General features: G+C 67.8%; 16 protein-coding genes. 3 read left to right on the top strand and 13 right to left on the bottom strand.

Annotation, left to right across the window (positions count from 1 at the left end; genetic code table 11):
* Window positions 1–39: 39 nt before the first annotated feature.
* From HNR09_RS16215 to HNR09_RS11240, 4 genes are read right to left on the bottom strand one after another with little or no spacing between them, the layout of a single operon-like run.
* The gene (locus HNR09_RS16215) at window positions 40–762 is read right to left on the bottom strand and encodes a Pr6Pr family membrane protein (RefSeq protein WP_179542120.1); all 723 of its coding nucleotides are present in this window, start codon (window positions 760–762) and stop codon (window positions 40–42) included.
* A complete protein-coding gene (locus HNR09_RS11250) occupies window positions 759–1,652 on the bottom strand; it encodes a 3-hydroxyacyl-CoA dehydrogenase family protein (RefSeq protein ID WP_179542119.1) in 894 nt (297 codons plus the stop codon). The genes HNR09_RS16215 and HNR09_RS11250 overlap by 4 nt, the downstream gene beginning before the upstream one ends.
* Window positions 1,649–2,512, bottom strand: coding sequence for an enoyl-CoA hydratase/isomerase family protein (locus HNR09_RS11245; protein WP_179542118.1), 864 nt, complete (start codon window positions 2,510–2,512; stop codon window positions 1,649–1,651). The genes HNR09_RS11250 and HNR09_RS11245 overlap by 4 nt, the downstream gene beginning before the upstream one ends.
* A 2-nt stretch (window positions 2,513–2,514) precedes the next feature.
* Window positions 2,515–3,717: an acetyl-CoA C-acyltransferase gene (locus HNR09_RS11240; protein WP_179542117.1), complete on the bottom strand. Its 1,203-nt coding sequence runs from the start codon at window positions 3,715–3,717 to the stop codon at window positions 2,515–2,517.
* Window positions 3,718–4,033: 316 nt separating this feature from the next.
* On the opposite strand from HNR09_RS11240, the gene HNR09_RS11235 reads away from it, so the two are divergent.
* Window positions 4,034–5,350: a short-chain fatty acid transporter gene (locus HNR09_RS11235; protein ID WP_179543164.1), complete on the top strand. Its 1,317-nt coding sequence runs from the start codon at window positions 4,034–4,036 to the stop codon at window positions 5,348–5,350.
* Window positions 5,351–5,460: 110 nt separating this feature from the next.
* Window positions 5,461–6,351: a transporter substrate-binding domain-containing protein gene (locus HNR09_RS11230; RefSeq protein WP_179542116.1), complete on the top strand. Its 891-nt coding sequence runs from the start codon at window positions 5,461–5,463 to the stop codon at window positions 6,349–6,351.
* A gap of 8 nt (window positions 6,352–6,359) precedes the next feature.
* Here HNR09_RS11230 and HNR09_RS11225 read toward each other — a convergent pair whose 3' ends face one another.
* From HNR09_RS11225 to HNR09_RS11195, 7 genes are all read right to left on the bottom strand, one after another.
* Window positions 6,360–6,650 carry a hypothetical protein gene (locus HNR09_RS11225; protein ID WP_179542115.1) on the bottom strand — a complete coding sequence of 97 codons (291 nt, stop codon included), beginning with the start codon at window positions 6,648–6,650 and terminating at the stop codon, window positions 6,360–6,362.
* A gap of 113 nt (window positions 6,651–6,763) precedes the next feature.
* Entirely contained in the window at window positions 6,764–7,555 is a 792-nt protein-coding gene (locus tag HNR09_RS11220; RefSeq protein WP_179542114.1) for an ABC transporter ATP-binding protein, read from the bottom strand.
* A gap of 1 nt (window position 7,556) precedes the next feature.
* Window positions 7,557–8,501, bottom strand: coding sequence for an ABC transporter permease (locus tag HNR09_RS11215; RefSeq protein ID WP_179542113.1), 945 nt, complete (start codon window positions 8,499–8,501; stop codon window positions 7,557–7,559).
* A 158-nt stretch (window positions 8,502–8,659) separates the two neighbouring features.
* Window positions 8,660–9,736: an ABC transporter substrate-binding protein gene (locus tag HNR09_RS11210; RefSeq protein ID WP_179542112.1), complete on the bottom strand. Its 1,077-nt coding sequence runs from the start codon at window positions 9,734–9,736 to the stop codon at window positions 8,660–8,662.
* A 109-nt stretch (window positions 9,737–9,845) separates the two neighbouring features.
* The gene (locus HNR09_RS11205; RefSeq protein WP_179542111.1) at window positions 9,846–11,210 is read right to left on the bottom strand and encodes an MFS transporter; all 1,365 of its coding nucleotides are present in this window, start codon (window positions 11,208–11,210) and stop codon (window positions 9,846–9,848) included.
* A 190-nt stretch (window positions 11,211–11,400) separates the two neighbouring features.
* Window positions 11,401–12,834, bottom strand: coding sequence for an aldehyde dehydrogenase family protein (locus HNR09_RS11200; RefSeq protein ID WP_179542110.1), 1,434 nt, complete (start codon window positions 12,832–12,834; stop codon window positions 11,401–11,403).
* 37 nt (window positions 12,835–12,871) lie between these two features.
* A complete protein-coding gene (locus HNR09_RS11195; protein WP_179542109.1) occupies window positions 12,872–13,393 on the bottom strand; it encodes a hypothetical protein in 522 nt (173 codons plus the stop codon).
* Between the two features lie 80 nt (window positions 13,394–13,473).
* Here HNR09_RS11195 and HNR09_RS11190 point away from each other — a divergent pair, with 80 nt between their 5' ends.
* Window positions 13,474–15,468, top strand: coding sequence for a primary-amine oxidase (locus tag HNR09_RS11190; protein ID WP_179542108.1), 1,995 nt, complete (start codon window positions 13,474–13,476; stop codon window positions 15,466–15,468).
* Here HNR09_RS11190 and HNR09_RS11185 read toward each other — a convergent pair.
* The gene (locus tag HNR09_RS11185; RefSeq protein WP_179542107.1) at window positions 15,393–16,067 is read right to left on the bottom strand and encodes a TetR/AcrR family transcriptional regulator; all 675 of its coding nucleotides are present in this window, start codon (window positions 16,065–16,067) and stop codon (window positions 15,393–15,395) included. The genes HNR09_RS11190 and HNR09_RS11185 overlap by 76 nt on opposite strands.
* A gap of 128 nt (window positions 16,068–16,195) precedes the next feature.
* A complete protein-coding gene (locus HNR09_RS11180) occupies window positions 16,196–17,173 on the bottom strand; it encodes an AraC-like ligand-binding domain-containing protein (protein ID WP_179542106.1) in 978 nt (325 codons plus the stop codon).
* Window positions 17,174–17,341: the final 168 nt, after the last annotated feature.

Genomic DNA, 17,341 nt, shown 5'->3' with positions numbered 1-17,341 from the left:
GACGATGGGCCGGCGTCAGCTCGAGGAGCCGGCGCCGGCTCATTCCGGGGTGAGCCTCGTCAGCAGGGCATCCAGCCCCCACAGCAGGCAGGCCACGGCCAGATAGCCGGCCAGGATGGAGCCGATGTAGACCCCGACGCCGGCGTATCCCATCCCAGGGACGTCGAGGATGTCGTAGGGGTACCAGTCGATCCTCGGCCCGCGAGCCAAGGTCACCCCCAGCCAGCCCACCGGAACCACCAGGGACAGCGCCACGACGCGTCCGGTGACCCACCCCCGCGGTCCGACCAGCATCCACACCGCCGGGACCAGCACCGGCACGATCAGGTGCAGGACGGTGTCATTGATCCACCGCACTCCGGTGAGCACGTCGGGGCCCCGCAGCAGCAGGTTGAACACCATCCCGGTGATGATCACGCACACCACGGCACACAGCCGTGCGGCGCGGAAGATCTCCGAGGTCCGGTGGGGCCGCAGGGCGAGCATCGCCGAGGTCAGGCAGGCCAGCAGCCCCGAGAGCACCGTGAAGTAGGCCGGCTGGTTGAGCGTGTGCTCCCAGCCGGCGGTGAATCCGCCGTGGTAGCCCACACCCAGGGGGAGGTCGGTGTCCGTGGTCCAGCCCAGATGCAGCGAGGTGACCAGGCCGGCCGCACACACCAGCGCGACGACGGCGTGGAGGCACCGTGCCGTCGTCGAGCCGGTCCAGCCGCCGAGGCTGGGGCCGGAACTGGAGCCGTGGTCATCGGCGGGTCGGTGGTTCACTGCGGCGGGTAGTCGTAGAACCCCTTGCCGGTCTTACGGCCGAGCTCGCCGCGGGCGACCATCTCCCGCATCAGCTGCGGCGGGGTGAACCGCTCCCCCAGTCGGGATTCGAGGTATTCGGCGATGCCCAGGCGCACGTCGAGCCCGACGATGTCGGTCAGCGCCAGCGGCCCGATGGGGAACTTGTAGCCCAGCACCATGGCGTTGTCGATGTCCTCCGGGCTGGCCACACCCTCTTCGACCATGCGGATGGCCTCCAGCCCGATGGCCACTCCGAGCCGCGAGGAGGCGAAGCCGGGGGCGTCCTTCACCACCACGGGGGTCTTGCCCAGGGCTTCCACCCACTGGGGGCTGAGCGCGGCGAGCTCCTCACCAGTGGTCCCGGCGAGCACGACCTCCACGAGCTTGGAGGCCGGCACCGGGTTGAAGAAGTGCAGCCCGCAGAACCGCTCGGGACGCTGCAGATGCTCGGCGAGGTCGGTGACCGAGAGAGAGCTGGTGTTGGTGCCCAGCCATGCCTGCGGGGCCAGCTGCTCCTCCACGCGGCGCAGCGAAGCGGTCTTCAGGTCCATGTCCTCGGGCACGGCTTCGATCACCAAGGCGCAGCGGGCGAAGTCTGCGACGTCGGCGGTGACGGTCAGCCTGGTGGTCCAGTCGGTGAGCTCGCCATCGATCTTCCCGCGCTGCAGGGAGGCGGCGACGTCGCCCTCGATGCGTCCGCGGGCGGCGTCGGCGGCCTCGGCGGAGACGTCGACGACGACGACCTCCTGGGCGCCGGCGATCAGGAAAGCGTGGGCGATGCCTCCCCCCATGCGGCCGCCGCCGAGCACGCCGACGGTGGAAGGCACCCCGACGGTGGACGGTTGGGAAGTCTCGGGGCGGGCGCTCATGTGTGGTCTCCTGAGGTCTGGGCCGGGGACGTCTCCGGCGACGTCGCCTCTGACCGGCGTGTGCTGCGGGCCTTCTTCCGGTCCAGGAACGCCTGCATGCGGTCGAACTTGGCCTCGGACTCGAAGAGGATGGCCTGGGCGAGGTTGTCCACCTGGGGGTGGGCCTCACGGGGCAGCGAGAACACCTGCTTGGAGATCCGCACCGCCAGCGGATCCTGGCGGGCGATGCGATCGGCCAGAGCGTGGGCGGCGTCGAGCAGCTCCTCGGCGGGATGGATCGCGTTGATCAGGCCGTGGGTCCGTGCCTCCTCGGCATCCAGGATGCGCCCGGCGAGCAGGATCTCCTTGGCCAGCGGCTCGCCGGCGAGCTCGCGCAGGCGCCACAGCGCACCGGCGGCGGGGATGATGCCGAGGGACGTCTCGGGCTGGCCCACGGTCAGCTCAGGGGTGCCGAGCCGGAAGTCGGCGGCCCACGCCAGTTCGGCCCCGCCACCCAGGGCATAGCCGTCCAGGGCGGCGATCACCGGCATCGGCAGCTTGGCGAGCCGGTCGAAGGCTGTGGAGTTGACTCCGCGCAGGGCGTCGTCCCGGCGGCGTTCCCTCAGCTGGCCGATGTCGGCGCCGGAGGCGAAGACGCCGGGGCGGCCGGTCGCCGGGTCCGGGTCGGTGCCGGAGAGGATGAGGATCTTCGGGTCGTGCTCCAGGTGGGCGCAGAGCGCGTGGAGCTCCTCGATCATGGTGGCGTCGATCGCGTTGCGCACGTCGGGCCGGTCCAGGCGGGCATGGATGCGGTCCTCGGCGTCCGTGATGCGCAGGGTGGTGAAGGTTTCGGGATCGAGCTCGTGCAGTCCGTGGGCCATGGTCACACCTGCTCCAGCAGCAGGGCGGAGCCCTGGCCCACACCCACGCACATGGCGGCCAGGCCGCGGCGAGCACCCTCGTCCTCCATGCGCCGGGCCAGGGTGAGCACGATCCGCGCCCCGGAAGAGCCCAGCGGGTGTCCCAGGGCGATCGCGCCGCCGTCGGCGTTGACCAGGGCGGGGTCCAGGCCGAGGCGGCGGATGCAGGCCAGGGACTGGGTGGCGAAGGCCTCGTTGAGCTCCACGGCCTCCAACTCGCCGGTGCTCCAACCCGCGCGGTCCAGGGCCTTGCGGCTCGCGGGGACCGGCCCCATGCCCATGATCTCCGGGGCCAGACCGGCGTTCGCCCCTCCGGCGATGCGGGCGCGCGGAGTCAGCCCGTATCGTTCGACGGCGGCCTCTGAGGCCACGATGACGGCGGAGGCGCCGTCGTTGAGTGAGGAAGAGTTCCCGGCGGTGACGACGCTGCCGCCGGCGATCACGGGGCGCAGCCCGGCCAGGGTCTCCACGGTGGTGCCGGGGCGCGGACCCTCGTCGGTGTCGACCACGGTGACCGCGCCCCTTCGCCCGGGCACCTCCACCGGGGTGATCTCGCGGGCGAGGCGGCCGGCGTCGACGGCGGCAAGGGCCCGGCGCTGGGACTCGGCGGCGAAGGCGTCGGCCTCCTCGCGTGTGACGCCCTCGACACGGGCGACCTCCTCGGCGGTCTCCGGCATGGAGTAGGTGCGCTTGTCGATGGTGAGGAACTTCGGGTTGACGAATCGCCAGCCGATGGAGGTGTCCACGACCTCTCCGGGCTTGGCGAAGCCGCTGGTGGGCTTGGCCATGGCCCAGGGCGCCCGGGACATGGACTCCACTCCCCCGGCGACGACCAGGTCGGCCGCGCCGGCGGCGATCATGTGATGGGCCTGGGCGATGGAGCTCATGCCCGAGGCGCAGAGTCGGTTGACCGTGATGCCGGGGACGGTGTCCGGAAAGTCGGCGAGCAGCCAAGCCATGCGGGCGACGTTGCGGTTCTCCTCTCCGGCGCCGTTGGCGTTGCCGAAGATGACCTCGTCGACGTCGGAGGGGTCGATGCCGGCGTCCTCGACGACGGTGCGGATCACCCGGGCGGCCAGATCGTCCGGCCGGACCATCGAGAGGGCACCGCCGTAGCGGCCGACCGGGGTGCGTGTCCCGGAGACGAGGAAGGCGGGCGTGGTCACGGGGTTCCTCCGACTGTGGCTGATGCTCCGGAGGCGCGCGGGCGCGGCCCCGGAATTACTGACCGATCGTTCACCTCGATACTTCCACGCCCGGGCTGTGAGGTCAATCACCAGCAGGTTCGGGCAGATGGGCGGTTCTCCAGGGATTCGCCCCAGAGATCTGGCAAGCTGTCGGTGATGTGCGTCACGCCTTCGGTGCCTTGCCGCGCCGGAGCCAGGCGCGGGTGTCTCACGCGTCAAGGAGGATGATGTGACCGCGAAGCCTTCACAGGAGGAGCCTGCCGGAGCCGGCGGAGGAGCCCCGCTCGGCCCGATCATGCGACCGCTGAACACGCTGGTGGAGAAGCTGATCCCCTCAGCACTGGTCTTCGCGATCGGGCTGACCGTCATCGTGGCGATCCTGGCCCTGCTGCTCACCGAGGCCGGGCCGCTGGAGGTGGTCGAGGAATGGGGACTGGGGCTGGCCGGCCTGCTGGAGTTCATGACGCAGATCGCCCTGATCCTGTTCCTGGGGTACATCCTCGCCAGCACCCGACCGGTGCGGGCCCTGCTGCGCCGGTTGGCGCGGGTCCCGCAGAGCCCGATGCAGGCCTATCTGTTCGTCTTCCTGGTGGCGGCGCTGGCCTCGCTGATCACCTGGGGGCTGGGCCTGGTGGTCGGCGGGCTGATGGCCCGCGAGGTCGCTGAGCAGGCCAGGCGCCGGGACATGCCGATGCATTTTCCGATGCTGGTGGCCTCCGGCTTCTCCGGATTCGTGGTGTGGCACATGGGCTACTCGGCCTCAGGGCCGCTGACCGCCGCCACCCCGGACTCCTTCGTCGCCGAGATCCTGGGCGATCCCCTCTCCATCACGGAGACGGTGTTCTCCGGGTGGAACATGATCACCGCGGCGGTGACGATCGTCGTCGTCGCCGGTGCGCTGATGCTCATCGCCCCACGGAACCCGCACGACGTCGTCACCCTGGGGGTGGACGCCCGGCTGCGGGATGCCGAGATCGACGACGAGGTCGTCACCCCTGCGGACCGGGTCGATGCCAGCAGGATCCCCACGACGCTGATCGGCCTGATGCTGGTGGGCTACCTCGCGCTCCACTTCGCCGGAGGCGGCGGACTGACCCTGGACATCGTGAACTGGAGCTTCCTGACGCTGATCATGCTGCTGGTGCGCAGCCCTTTCGAGCTGCTGGCGCTCACCAAGGAGGCCGCGGGCACCGTCGGCGACATCCTCCTGCAGTTCCCGCTCTACGCCGGGATTCTGGGCATCATGGCCGGCACCGGCCTGATGCAGGTCTTCTCCGAGTTCTTCGTGGCGATCTCCACGGACCAGACCTTCGCGCTGTGGGCGTTCCTCTCGGCCGGGATCGTGAACTTCTTCGTCCCCTCCGGCGGCGGACAGATCGCCGTGCAGGCACCGATCCTGCTGGAGGCCGCCGAGTCCCTGGGGACCGATCCCGCGGTGGCGATCATGGCGGTGGCCTACGGCGACCAGTGGACGAACATGATCCAGCCGTTCTGGGCGCTGCCGCTGCTGGCGATCGCCGGGCTGAAGATGCGCGACATCCTCGGCTACACCACGATCGTGCTCATCGCCTCCGGGATCGTCTTCGCCGCGGCGCTGCTCATCGTCTCCTGAGGGCCTCTCCTGAGGGCGCGGCGCCCACAGGCTGAGACGGAGGTGAGATTCCACACCTCGTCGTGCCAGGATTGAGCACCACCAGCATCCTGTCACGATCGGAGACGCCCATGCCGCAGCCCCACCATCCAGGCACCGCCGAGAAGGCGAAGGTCCCTCGCGTGTCGGGCAGAGGCGGTGCCCTGTGGACGACCGCCGGACTGCTGACCCTCGTCCTGGGCGCCTGCTCCCCCGCAGGTTCTGACGCCCAGCAGGCCGGCGGACAGGAGCCGGCGGGCGAGTCGGAGTCGCTGCTGGACGAGGTGCTGGACCGCGGCTCCCTGACGGTGTGCACCACCGGGGACTACCCGCCGTTCACCGAGCTCGATGAGGACACCGGGGAATTCACCGGCATCGATGTGGACATGGCCCGGGACCTCGCCGAGAACCTGGCCGTGGAGATCGACTGGGTGCAGACCAGTTGGGACGACCTCATGGAGGACTACCTGGCGGACTGCGACATCGCGGTAGGCGGCATCTCGATCAACACCGCCCGATCAGAGCAGGTGTTCTTCTCCGAGCCGCTGATGGAGGACGGCAAGACTCCCATCACTCGCTGCGAGGACGTCGACGACTACCGGACGATCGAGCAGATCAACGACCCCGACGTCACCTCGATCATGCCCAGCGGCGGGACCAACGAGGTCTTCGCCCAGGAGCATTACCCCGAGGGGAACCTGATCACCCACGACAACCTGACCATCTTCGACCAGATCGTCGAGGGTGAGGCAGATGTGATGACCACGGACCGTTCCGAGGTGCTGTGGATCGACCACGAGTACGACGAGCTCTGCGCCGTCAATCCCGACGAGCCATTCGACTACTTCGAGAAGGCCTACATGCTCCCCCGCGGAGACATGGTGATGAAGCACTACGTGGACCAGTGGCTGACCATGACTCTGAACGACGGCACCTACGAAGAGATCACCGAGCCCTGGTTCGGCGACGACGTCGACCTCTGACCGGCGGCTCAGCGGGCGGGCGGGGCCATAGCTGTGAGGGCGAGTTCCCCGGAGAGCACCCGCCGACGGTGCGATCGTGCCATGACCACCGCGATGAGCGGACCGAAGAACGGCAGCGTGAACGCCAGCAGCCCCAGCACCAGCTTCCACCCGGAGGCCAGGCCAGGGCAGCGGAAGATCTCGACCAGCGCCCAGACGAGCAGGGCGAGCGTCAGGAGCCCCGCCCCGCTGGCGACGGCCTCCCACCCGGTGGGGACGAGCGAGTTGGCGGCCAGGAGCAACAGCGCGTCAGCAGTCATGCGGTCCACGCTACCGCTCAGAACACGTTGAGCTGGTGAGTTTCCGCCCGAAAGACGCCTCTGGGGCGCCAGTTCAGGCGGAAACTCACCAGCTCAACGGTGAAGGAGGGGCCTTACTGCAGCATCGTCTTGTCGTCGACGACGGCGCCCTTGAGCTTGCCGAACTCGGCCAGCAGGTCCTCCGGGGTCATCTGGGACTTCCGCTCGGGGCCGACGTCGAGGATGATCCGGCCCTCGTGCATCATGATCAGCCGATTGCCGACCTCCAAGGCTTGGACCATGTTGTGGGTGACCATCAGCGTGGTCAGCCCCTTCTCCTCCACCACGGTCCGGGTCAGTCGGGTCACCAGCTCGGCGCGCTGAGGATCCAGAGCGGCGGTGTGCTCGTCCAGCAGCAGCACGCGTGGATCGGAGTAGGTGGCCATCAGCAGGCTCAGCGCCTGCCGCTGCCCACCGGAGAGCAGCCCCACCTTGGTCTTCAGGCGGCTTTCCAGGCCCAGCTCCAACTGGGTGAGGGCTTCGGCGAAGCGCTCCCGCTTGGCCTTGGTCACGCCCCGGGCCAGCCCACGGGGCTTCCCACGGCGGTCGGCCAGGGAGAGATTCTCCTCGATCGTGAGGTTCGGCGCGGTGCCGGCCATCGGGTCTTGGAAGACCCGTCCCACCATCGAGGCCCGCTGGTGCTCGCGGAGGCGGCTGACGTTCTTGCCGTCCAGGGAGACGATGCCCTCGTCCTGGATGATGCGCCCGGCCACGGTGTTCAGCAGCGTGGACTTGCCGGCTCCGTTCGAACCGATGACGGTGACGAAGTCGCCCTCGACCATCTCCAGGTCGACGTCCACCAGGGCGCGGCGCTCGTTGACGGTTCCAGGGAAGAACGTCTTGGCCACGGATGCGATGCTCAGCATGTCAGGCTCCCTTCTTGCCGGCGCCGGCCGCGGCGTCAGAGGTCAGCGTGGCCTCGGCCGCTGCGGTGAGCGCCGAGCGACCTTTCCTGCGCCGGGTCAGCTTCGCGAATCCCCTCCACTGCGGCAGCAGCAGCGCGGCCACCACCAGGACGGCGGACATCAGCTTCATGTCGTTCGGGTTCAGCCCCAGGTTCAGGGCGAACTGGATGGCCAGGCGGTAGATGACCGCTCCGAGCACCACGGCCAGGGTCGCCTGGAAGACGCTGCGCGTGCCGAAGATCGCCTGCCCGACGATCACCGAAGCCAGACCGACCAGGATCAGACCGATGCCCATGCCGATGTCGGCGAAGCCTTGGTGCTGAGCGACCACCGCACCGGAGATCCCCACCAGGCCGTTGGAGAGCATCAGGCCGACGATCTTCTGCCGGTCGGTGGAGACCGCGAAGGAGCGGATCATCTGCTCATTGTCACCGGTGGCCTGCAGAGCCAGCCCGTTGTCCGTGTGCAGGTACCAGTCCATGATGAGCTTGAAGACCACCGCGACGGCGGCCAGCGCCAGCACCGAAGTCCAGCCGACCCCGACGACGCCGCGCAGCGCGCTGATCGCGGTGTCCTGCCCCAGCAGGGGCACATTCGCCCCGCCCATGATGCGCAGGTTGATGGAGTAGAGCCCGATCATGGTCAGGATGCCGGCCAGCAGGCCGTTGATGTTCCCCTTGGTGTGCAGCAGCCCAGTGATGAGGCCTGCCACGCACCCGACGACGAAGGCCGCCGCCGTCGCGAGGAAGGGGTTGACACCGTTGGTGATCAGAATCGCCGCCGTCGCCGCACCCGAGGTGAACGAGCCGTCCACCGTCAGATCAGGGAAGTTCAGGATCCTGAAGGTCAGGTACACGCCCAGGGCCATGATCGCGTAGATCAGCCCGAGCTCCAATGCTGTGATCATGTGTCCTCATTCGCCGCCATCGGACGGGTCTTCGGCCGACGACGTGTCCATGTCCGCCCAGGGATCGGGCACCGGCGCGGCCTGGTGTGGCCGTTCCGGTGCCCGCCCTGGTGCTCTTCTGTCGTGCGTGATCCTACGCGGGAGTCCTCCCGCACGGGTCACTCGTCCTCGTCATCCTCGTCGGAGTCCTCGTCCTCACCGGCTTCGGCGGGGTCCTCCGCCTCGAGGTCCTCACCGACGACGCCGTCGGCGCGGTCGAGCAGCTCGTCGTCGAACTCGATGCCCATCAGCTCGGCGGCCTCCGGGTTGACGATCAGCTCGAGGACGCTGCCGGTCTCCACCGCCATCTCTGCGGGGTCCTCACCGTCCTGCAGGATGCGCAGCGCCATCTCGCCCGCCTGGCGTCCCAGCTGCTCGTAATTGATGCCGTAGGTGGCCAGCGCCCCGCGCTGCACCGAGTCGCCCTCGGCCGCGATCACAGGGATCTCGTTCTGGTGCGAATACTGCAGCACCGACTCCAGCGCCGAGACCACGGCGTTGTCCGTGGGCACGTAGATCGCGTCCACGTCGAGCGACTCCACGCCCTGCTGGACCTCGGAGGAGTTCGAGACGGTGACCTCCTGGATCTCCAGGCCGAGCTCCTCGGCGGCTTCCTGAGCCAGCTCCACCTGGACGGCAGAGTTGACCTCCCCGGAGGAGTAGACGATGCCGACGGTCTCCACGTCCGGGGCGATCTCCTGCAGCAGCTCCAGCTGCTCGGCCACTGGGTTCATGTCCGAGGCGCCGGTGACGTTGCCGCCGGGGGCGTCCCAGTCCTCGACCAGGCCGGCCTCCTGCGGCTCGGTCACCGCAGAGAAGACGATGGGGATGTCGGTGATCGACTGGGCGGCCGCCTGGGCGGTGGGCGTGGCGATCGCGTGGACCAGGTCATGACCGGCGGTAGCGAATGTTCCGGCGATGTTGGACGCCGTGGCTTGGTCATTCTGGGCGTTCTGCTCGTCCCAGTCCACCTCGACGCCGGCCTCGTCGAATGCCGCTTGGAAACCGTCACGGGCGGCGTCCAGGGAGGGGTGGGCGACGATCTGGGTGATGCCGATCGAGTAGCTGTCGCCGCCGTCGCCGTTCTCCTCGCCGTCGTCGCCTGGGCCATCGCCTCCTCCGTCGCAGGCGGTGAGCAGGAGGGCCGCCGCGGCGGCGGCCGCGGAGAGTCTCAGGGCGTGGGTGCGGTGTCTCATGGGGGTTCTCCTCATCTAGGGGTGCTGGGCAGGCATGCGTGCAGGTCAGCGGTGCCTGACTGCCATGATGCTCGACTTCGGTGTCGATTGTCTGCCCTGGGCGGGCGTGTCAGCGCGAAGACCTCGTGGTGATGAGCTCCTCACGCTCGCTGTCGTCGATCAGGTTGATGCCTTGCAAGCCCTTCGGGACCACCGAGACGGCCAGGAAGGACATCACGGCCAGGGCGGCGATGTAGAGGCCGATCAGCCAGGACTTTCCTGTGGTGTCCAGGATCGTCTGGGCGATTGTGGCGGCGAAGGCGCCGCCGATGATGGAGCCCAGCGCATAGCCGATGGAGACGCCGGAGAATCGGATCGAGACCGGGAACATCTCCGCATACAGCGCGGACTGCGGTCCGTAGGAGGGGCCGAGGCCCACCGTGAGCAGGAAGATCGCCAGAGCGAAGAGCGGCAGCGAGGCCGTGTCCAGCAGGAACCACATCGGCACGGCCCAGACGATGATGATGCCGTAGCCGATCTGGAAGGTCCGCACTCGGCCGATACGGTCGGAGACCCAGCCGCCGAAGAGCGTGAAGATGAACCACCCGACGCCGCCGATGAGCGAGGCGATGAGCGTCTCGGTGCGTTCCATGCCCAGGTGGTTCACGCCGTAGGCGGCGAAGAAGGCGATGACCAGGTAGCCGGCGGCGTTGTTCGCCGCGAAGATCAGCGCGGCCAGGAAGGTGTACTTCTTGTGCGTGGTCAGCAGCTCCTTGAGCGGCGCCGAGGACTCCTTCTTGCGCTCCTTCATCTCCGTGAACACCGGAGACTCGTCGACCTTCACTCGGATCAGGTAGCCGACGATGATCAGCACGAAGGAGAAGAGAAACGGCACACGCCAGCCCCATTCGAGGAACTGCTCCTCTGTGGTGAGCGCATTGAGGCCGAACATGAAGCCGGTGGCCAGCAGCATTCCCAGGGGCACACCGATCTGCGGGTAGGCGCCGAAGAGGCCGCGCTTGTGGCGCGGCGCGTGCTCCACCGAGAGCAGGGCGGCACCGCCCCACTCCCCGCCGGCCGAAAGACCCTGCAGGATCCGCAGGAGGATCAGGATCACCGGGGCGGCGATGCCCAGCGTGGCGTAGGTAGGCAGCAGCCCGATCAGCACAGTGGCCCCGCCCATGCCCATCAAGGTGACCACCAGGACGATCTTGCGTCCGAACCGGTCCCCCAGCCACCCGGCGAGTACGGCCCCCAGGGGCCGGAAGAGGAAGGAGATGCCCACCGAGGCCCAGGCGATGATCTGAGCGAGCGCCTGGTTCTCCTGGCCCAGCGGCTCGAAGTACAGCACGGCCAGCACGAAGCCCGCCGCCTGGGCGTAGATGAAGAAGTCGTACCACTCGATGGTGGTGCCCACGAGAGTCCCCGCGAGGACCTTCTTCTCCTCGCGAGTCAGCTCATGGCCTTCGGTGCTGAGATAGATGGTCTGGCTCATGTCATCTCCGGATGCAGGTTCAATGCGGATGGACCGCCCTGGACGGGCCCCTGCGTGTGATGCAGGTCACCTCTGGAGGAGAATGTATCAGATTTATTGACCGAACGGTTGGTCAGTTGAAAAGTGCATCCTCCTCCGCCTGGCGATCGACCGGATCAGGACAGCCTCAGGGTGGGCCCTGCGGGTGGGCTCACCAGCTGATGACGTGGGGCTGGGAGACCTCGCGCAGCCCGTGGGTGCCGAACTCGAGACCGAATCCGGATTCTTTGGCCCCGCCGAAAGGGACCCGGGGATCGACGGCGCCGTGCTTGTTGATCCAGGTGGTGCCGGCCTCCAGCTGGGCCGCCACAGCCCGGGCCCGGCCCAGATCCGAGGACCAGACCGAGGAGCCCAGCCCGACCTCCAGCGAATTGGCGTCGGTGATGGCCTGATCGAGATCGGTGTAGCGGATGATCGGCAGCACCGGGCCGAACTGTTCTTCGACCACCAGAGGGTTGTCCGGATCGATGTCGGCGACCAGGGTGGTCGGATAGAAGTGCCCGCCCCTCCCTGCGACAACCTGGGGGTCAGGGTCCCCACCGAGCAGGATCCTGGCTCCGGACTCTTTGGCAGCAGTGACGAGCCGGTCCACGATCTCCCACTGGGCTCGGTTCTGCACCGGGCCCAGCACATTTGCCTCCTCCAACCCGACTCCCATGGGCATCTGCTGGGCCACCTCGACCAGAGCCTGGCAGACCTGGTCATAGAGGGCATCCGGGACATAGAGCCGTTTCATGGCCGCACAGGTCTGCCCGGTGTTGATGAACGCGCCCCAGAAGAGGTCTTCAGCGATCGCGGCCGGGTCGGCATCGTCCAGGACGATGCCGGCATCATTGCCGCCCAGTTCCATGGTCAGCCGTTTCACGGTCTCGGAGGCTGCGGCGATGATCTTCTTGCCCGTGGGTGTGGAGCCGGTGAACATGATCTTGGCGATGTCGGGGTGCCGGGTCAGTCGGTCCCCGATGTCTCCGCGCCCGGGTACGGCGATGAGCACATCAGCATCCAGCACGGTGTTGAGCACGTCCACCAGCCCCAGTACGGACAGCGGGGTGTATCCGGAGGGTTTGATCACCACGGTGTTGCCCATGCGCAGGGAGGGAGCGATCTGCCAGATGCTGATCATCATCGGCCAGTTCCAGGGACCGATCGCCCCGATGACCCCCAGCGGGCGGTGATGCAGCTCGGCCCGGCCGGACTCGTCATCGACGATGACCTCCGGGTCCATGGGGAAGGAGGCGGTGGCGCGCAGCCAAGCCACACAGGCCCCGACCTCGAACCGGGCATTGGGGCCGTTGAGCGGCTTGCCCTGCTCCCGGGACAGCAGCACCGCGAGCTCCTCGGCATGAGCCTCGATCGCCTCAGCGGCCGCGTTGAGCAGGCCTGCACGATCATCATCCGACCGGGCGGCCCACCCGGGCTGGGCGGCCTTGGCCCGGGCCACGGCGGCATCCAGATCCTTCTCGGTGGCCTCCGGGGCTCGACCGACCACCTCGCCGGTGGCCGGATCCAGAATCTCCCGACCCCCGCTGGCCGACTGAATTCGCTCCAGCAGAGACACCTTTTGGGGTACGTTCTGCGTCGTCATCGCGGTAACTCCTCCTCCATTGTCAGGAATGCTTCGTTCACTTCACTGTGCGCGACAGCTGCAGGGACGATGTTGTCTTCTCCTGCAGCCTTCTAGGACGGGAGTGCGCCGTCTCCTCGACACGAGCAGCCCGGCCCCGTCCCTGCCGGCGCCGCCACCGCAGCTGCCAGCACATGGCCGCCAGCACCAGCAGGACCTCCGTCGTCGCGAGCCCCAGTGCGAGGTGCATGAGCGGCTCGTGCATCTCGGCCAGCCCGACGCCGCCGCCGTGGTGAGACACCTCCACCTCGAGTCCGTCGGGATTCCCCGCCTCAGCGCCGTTCGGCCTCATCAGACGGAGATGCAGGATCAGCATTCCGACGCTCATGACGGCGACCGTCGTCCAGGCGCGCAGCGACTCGCCGCGCCAGAGGTGGCCCGCGCACGGCAGGCACACCACGGCCATGGCGGCCATGGCGAGACTCATCAGCAGACCTCCATGGCCCAGCAGGACCAGGTGGACCACGCCGGAGAGAGCCGCACAGGTCGCCGCGGTGCGACGCAGGCCGACGGATGCCATGAGCGTCGCCCCCTTCCCTGGGTGCTGTGAACTGTGCCATATTTATATTGAGCGTGCGCTCAACTATAAGGAGGAGTTCGATGACTGACAAGACCTCGGGCGATGCCGCCCCCCACCCGCTGACCCCGCTCTCCGGTGAGGAGATCAGCCGGATCCGGACGTTGCTGCAGCACCACGGCCTGCTGCCCGATTCCGCCCGCGTGAGCTACCTGATGCTGCGTGAACCGGAGAAGCAGAAGGTCCTGGCCTGGACACCGGATCAACGACTCCCCCGCCAGGCGTCACTGGTCGTCACAGACCTGGCCACGAACGCCGTCCGCGACGTCGTCGTCGACCTGGACGGCGACGCCATCGCCTCCGACCATCGGATCGATGTCGAGGAGCAGGGCACCGGCCCGATCTTCATGGAGGAGCTCTTCGGCGCCGACGACGTCCTCAAGGCCGACGAACGCTACGTCGAAGCCTTGAGGCGCCGCGGAGTGACCGACCTCGAAAGGGTGGTCGTCATCGGCCTCTCCGCCGGTGTCTTCGGTTATGCGGACGAAAGGGGGCACCGCATCCTGCGTGCTCTCTCCTTCCGACAGGACTACCCGACCGACTCCATCTGGGCCCACCCGATCGGCGGCGTGGTCGCCCACATCGACATGACCGACCAGAAGGTCCTACGCGTCGTCGAGACCGAGGTGACCCACGTCCCGGAGGAGTCCGGCGACTACCTGGACCCGGCCGTGCGCGGCGAGTTCCGCACCTCGCTGAGGCCGATCTCCATCACTCAGCCCGAGGGAGTCAGCTTCACGTGGGACGACGGCGTGCTGGAATGGGAGAACTGGAGCGTCCGCCTGGGGTTCAACGGCCGGGAGGGCCTGACCCTGCACGATCTCAGCTTCTCCGACCAGGGGCGCCGGCGCCCCATCATGTACCGCGGCTCCGTGGCGGAGATGGTGGTCAGCTACGGAGACCCCTCCCCCACCAACGCCTGGCAGAACTACTACGACGTCGGCGAGTTCCAGTTCGGGCGTCTGGCCAACGCCCTGGAGCTGGGCTGCGACTGCAAGGGCGAGATCACCTACGTGGACGCCGTCGTCGCCGATGACTTCGGCCGCCCGCAGACGCTGCCGAACGCCATCTGCATCCACGAGGAGGACTACGGCATCCTGTGGAAGCACACTGACGACTTCTCCGGCAGCTCGGAGGTCCGCCGCCAGCGGCGCCTGGTCATCTCCTTCTTCGTCACCGTGGGCAACTACGACTACGGGTTCTACTGGCACCTGTACCTGGATGGGAAGATCGAGCTGGAGTCCAAAGCGACCGGCATCGTGTTCACCAACGCCCACCCCGGCGGCGACTACCCGTACTCCACCGAGATCGCCCCGGGACTCGGCGCCCCGATCCATCAGCACCTGTTCTGCGCACGGATGGACATGATGGTCGACGGCACCGCGAACGCGGTGGACGAGATCGACGTCGTCCGCGAACCGACCTCTCAGACCAATCCGTGGGGCAACACGTTCAACCGCACGATCACCCGACTGCCGTCTGAACAGCAGGCGATCCGCGATGCGGACGGCTCCGCAGGACGCCTCTGGCGCATCAGCAGCACCGAGGCCACCAACCGCCTGGGGCAGCCGACCGCCTACGTGCTCCACGCAGAGGATTCACCCACGCTGCTGGCGGCCGACGATTCCCCGATCCGGCGTCGCGCGGCCTTCGCCGCGCATCATCTGTGGGTGACCCGGTACGACGCCGAGGAGCTGTATCCCGCCGGCCGGCTCGTCAACCTCAACCCGGGCGACGACGGCCTCCCCACGTACGCGGCGCAGGACCGAGCGATCGACGGGGAGGACGTGGTGCTCTGGCACACCTTCGGCCTCACCCACTTCCCACGCACCGAGGACTGGCCGATCATGCCGGTGGACTATGCGGGATTCCGCATGACGCCGAACGGGTTCTTCGACCGCAACCCCACCCTGGACGTTCCGCCGGAGACCGGCGGGCACTGTCATGCCTCCGGTGCGCCGGAGGCGTCCGCCTCCTCCGAATCGCCAGCCCCGCTCGACGGCGGCTGCCACTGCTGAGCCGCCCGCTCAGTCATCCAGGGGGCCAGGTGGTGGCGCAGAATCTGCCAGAGCCTGACCCCCTGGCCCAAGGGCGTGCCGAGCACGCGTTCGAACTGTGAGGCGGTGACCAAGTACAGCAGAGCATCGGCGATGTCCTCCACCGGTGCATCCGGGTGCAGCTCCTCGGCGTCGACAGCCTCACGGAGGAACCCGCTCATCTGCCAACGCCACTGTCGCTCGACCGCGACCTGCAGGCTTCCCACGCTGGGGTTCGCCGCGACGCGCCCCCAGAAGCTCACCACCACGTAGGCCTCGTCCCGGGGGACGCTGCCGATCGGCAGGACTTCTTCAAGCATGGCACGCAGCGCTGCCAATCCGTCGAGACCTTCGACGAGGTGGCCGATGCGGGCGTTGGTCCGGTCGAAGATCATCCGGAACGCACTGGAGAGGACCTCGTCGAAGCCGGAGAAGTAGTGCCACAGAGAGCCGACGGCCACGCCGAGCTCGGCGGCCAGCGCACGTGTGGTGGCGGCCTCCATGCCGTCGCGCGCCGCGATCTTCAGGTAGGTGCGCACGATCTCGTCCCGGCGCGCTGTGCGATCGACCTTCTTGGGCATGTGTCCGATTCTCTCCCAAACACCCTGGATCGCGCAGACGGCGCCGTGCCCGCCCCGAGCCAGAGGTCCGGGGCTTGAGGCTTGAGGCTTAAGGCTTGAGGCTTGAGACCACCGCCTCGTGCTGACGCTCAGACAGCGATCGGCAGGTCCTGGGAGAGGTGCCGACGGCGATAAGCGCTGGGAGACTCGCCGAACTCAGCCTTGAAGATCCGTGAGAAGTGAGCTGCGTCGTGGAGACCCCATCGTCCAGCCACCGCTGAGATGGACCGATCCGTGTGGAGAGGATCCGCGAGGTCCCGCCGGATGCGTTCCAGACGCCGAGAGCGGATCCATGCCGAGACGGTCTGCCCCTCCTCCGAGAAGATGGTGTAGAGGTAGCGCAGCGAGATGTAGTGGGCCGCTGCGATGGAGGCCGGCGTCATAGTCTCATCACCCAACCTCCGCAGGATGTGTTGACGGACCTCGCGTCCCAGCCCGCGGGCGGGAGTGTCGTGCCGCTCGTGCAGCTCCTGCGAGAGCATCGTGACCATCAGATCCAGGGCCGAATGCACCAGCCGGGAGGCGAAGGTGCCGTGGAGCTGGTCGAGGTTCCTCCCCAGCTCCACGAAGAAGGGATTGATCATCCGTCCGAATCCGTGCCCTTCGGGAAAGCACGTGGCGGTGACGCAGGAGACCTCTTCCGGAGTGAGGTCGACCAGCTCCTGCGGAAACACCATCACCATCGCCTGACTGGGCTCGGAGAAGTGCAGCCGGTAGGGCCGGTGGGTGTCATAGATGGCCAGATCGCCCGGCTCCAGAATGGCGGTCCGTCCATCCTGCTCCAGGGTGCCGCTGCCAGAGAGCTGGAGACTCACCTTGTAGAACCGCGCGTCATCCACCGAGATCAGCTCCGGGGTCCGCCGCACCGTGTGCGGAGTCGTGACGAGCTGGAAAATCCCGACGTGGTCCACCGTCGCGCGGCGGAGCTGCCCGCGAAAAGGGATCCCGTCCTCAGCGCGGATGTCCAGCGGCACCACAGCTGCCGCGATCGCGGCACGCCAGGTGGGCAGATCCACGGCGGGGCTCGGGAAGTCGAGGACCACATCGCCCTCGCGTCGGTGATCCATGGCCCCTCCCGTTTTCTGGTGACAGTCTGCCCGGTGATGGTGCTTTTTTATTGAGCACCTGCTCAATGATGACTGCACACCTATTTCAGAGAGGTGAAGTCAGCGTGATTGGAGTGTGGCACACCTCATAGGCCAAGGCAAGAGGTCGCTCCGGCACCCAGCCGGTCA

The sequence above is a fragment of the Nesterenkonia xinjiangensis genome (assembly GCF_013410745.1).
GTDB classification, from domain to species: domain Bacteria; phylum Actinomycetota; class Actinomycetes; order Actinomycetales; family Micrococcaceae; genus Nesterenkonia; species Nesterenkonia xinjiangensis.
This window is presented reverse-complemented; position numbering and strand designations above follow the sequence as displayed.

What these genes read in the sequence shown, in the direction of transcription:
- HNR09_RS11250 (WP_179542119.1), bottom strand. Translation starts at nt 1,652, where the DNA reads ATGAGCGCCCGCCCCGAGACTTCCCAACCGTCCACCGTCGGGGTGCCT.
- HNR09_RS11245 (WP_179542118.1), bottom strand. Translation starts at nt 2,512, where the DNA reads ATGGCCCACGGACTGCACGAGCTCGATCCCGAAACCTTCACCACCCTG.
- HNR09_RS11235 (WP_179543164.1), top strand. Translation starts at nt 4,034, where the DNA reads ATGCGACCGCTGAACACGCTGGTGGAGAAGCTGATCCCCTCAGCACTG.
- HNR09_RS11230 (WP_179542116.1), top strand. Translation starts at nt 5,461, where the DNA reads ATGCCGCAGCCCCACCATCCAGGCACCGCCGAGAAGGCGAAGGTCCCT.
- HNR09_RS11225 (WP_179542115.1), bottom strand. Translation starts at nt 6,650, where the DNA reads ATGACTGCTGACGCGCTGTTGCTCCTGGCCGCCAACTCGCTCGTCCCC.
- HNR09_RS11220 (WP_179542114.1), bottom strand. Translation starts at nt 7,555, where the DNA reads ATGCTGAGCATCGCATCCGTGGCCAAGACGTTCTTCCCTGGAACCGTC.
- HNR09_RS11215 (WP_179542113.1), bottom strand. Translation starts at nt 8,501, where the DNA reads ATGATCACAGCATTGGAGCTCGGGCTGATCTACGCGATCATGGCCCTG.
- HNR09_RS11210 (WP_179542112.1), bottom strand. Translation starts at nt 9,736, where the DNA reads ATGAGACACCGCACCCACGCCCTGAGACTCTCCGCGGCCGCCGCCGCG.
- HNR09_RS11205 (WP_179542111.1), bottom strand. Translation starts at nt 11,210, where the DNA reads ATGAGCCAGACCATCTATCTCAGCACCGAAGGCCATGAGCTGACTCGC.
- HNR09_RS11200 (WP_179542110.1), bottom strand. Translation starts at nt 12,834, where the DNA reads ATGACGACGCAGAACGTACCCCAAAAGGTGTCTCTGCTGGAGCGAATT.
- HNR09_RS11195 (WP_179542109.1), bottom strand. Translation starts at nt 13,393, where the DNA reads ATGGCATCCGTCGGCCTGCGTCGCACCGCGGCGACCTGTGCGGCTCTC.
- HNR09_RS11190 (WP_179542108.1), top strand. Translation starts at nt 13,474, where the DNA reads ATGACTGACAAGACCTCGGGCGATGCCGCCCCCCACCCGCTGACCCCG.
- HNR09_RS11185 (WP_179542107.1), bottom strand. Translation starts at nt 16,067, where the DNA reads ATGCCCAAGAAGGTCGATCGCACAGCGCGCCGGGACGAGATCGTGCGC.
- HNR09_RS11180 (WP_179542106.1), bottom strand. Translation starts at nt 17,173, where the DNA reads ATGGATCACCGACGCGAGGGCGATGTGGTCCTCGACTTCCCGAGCCCC.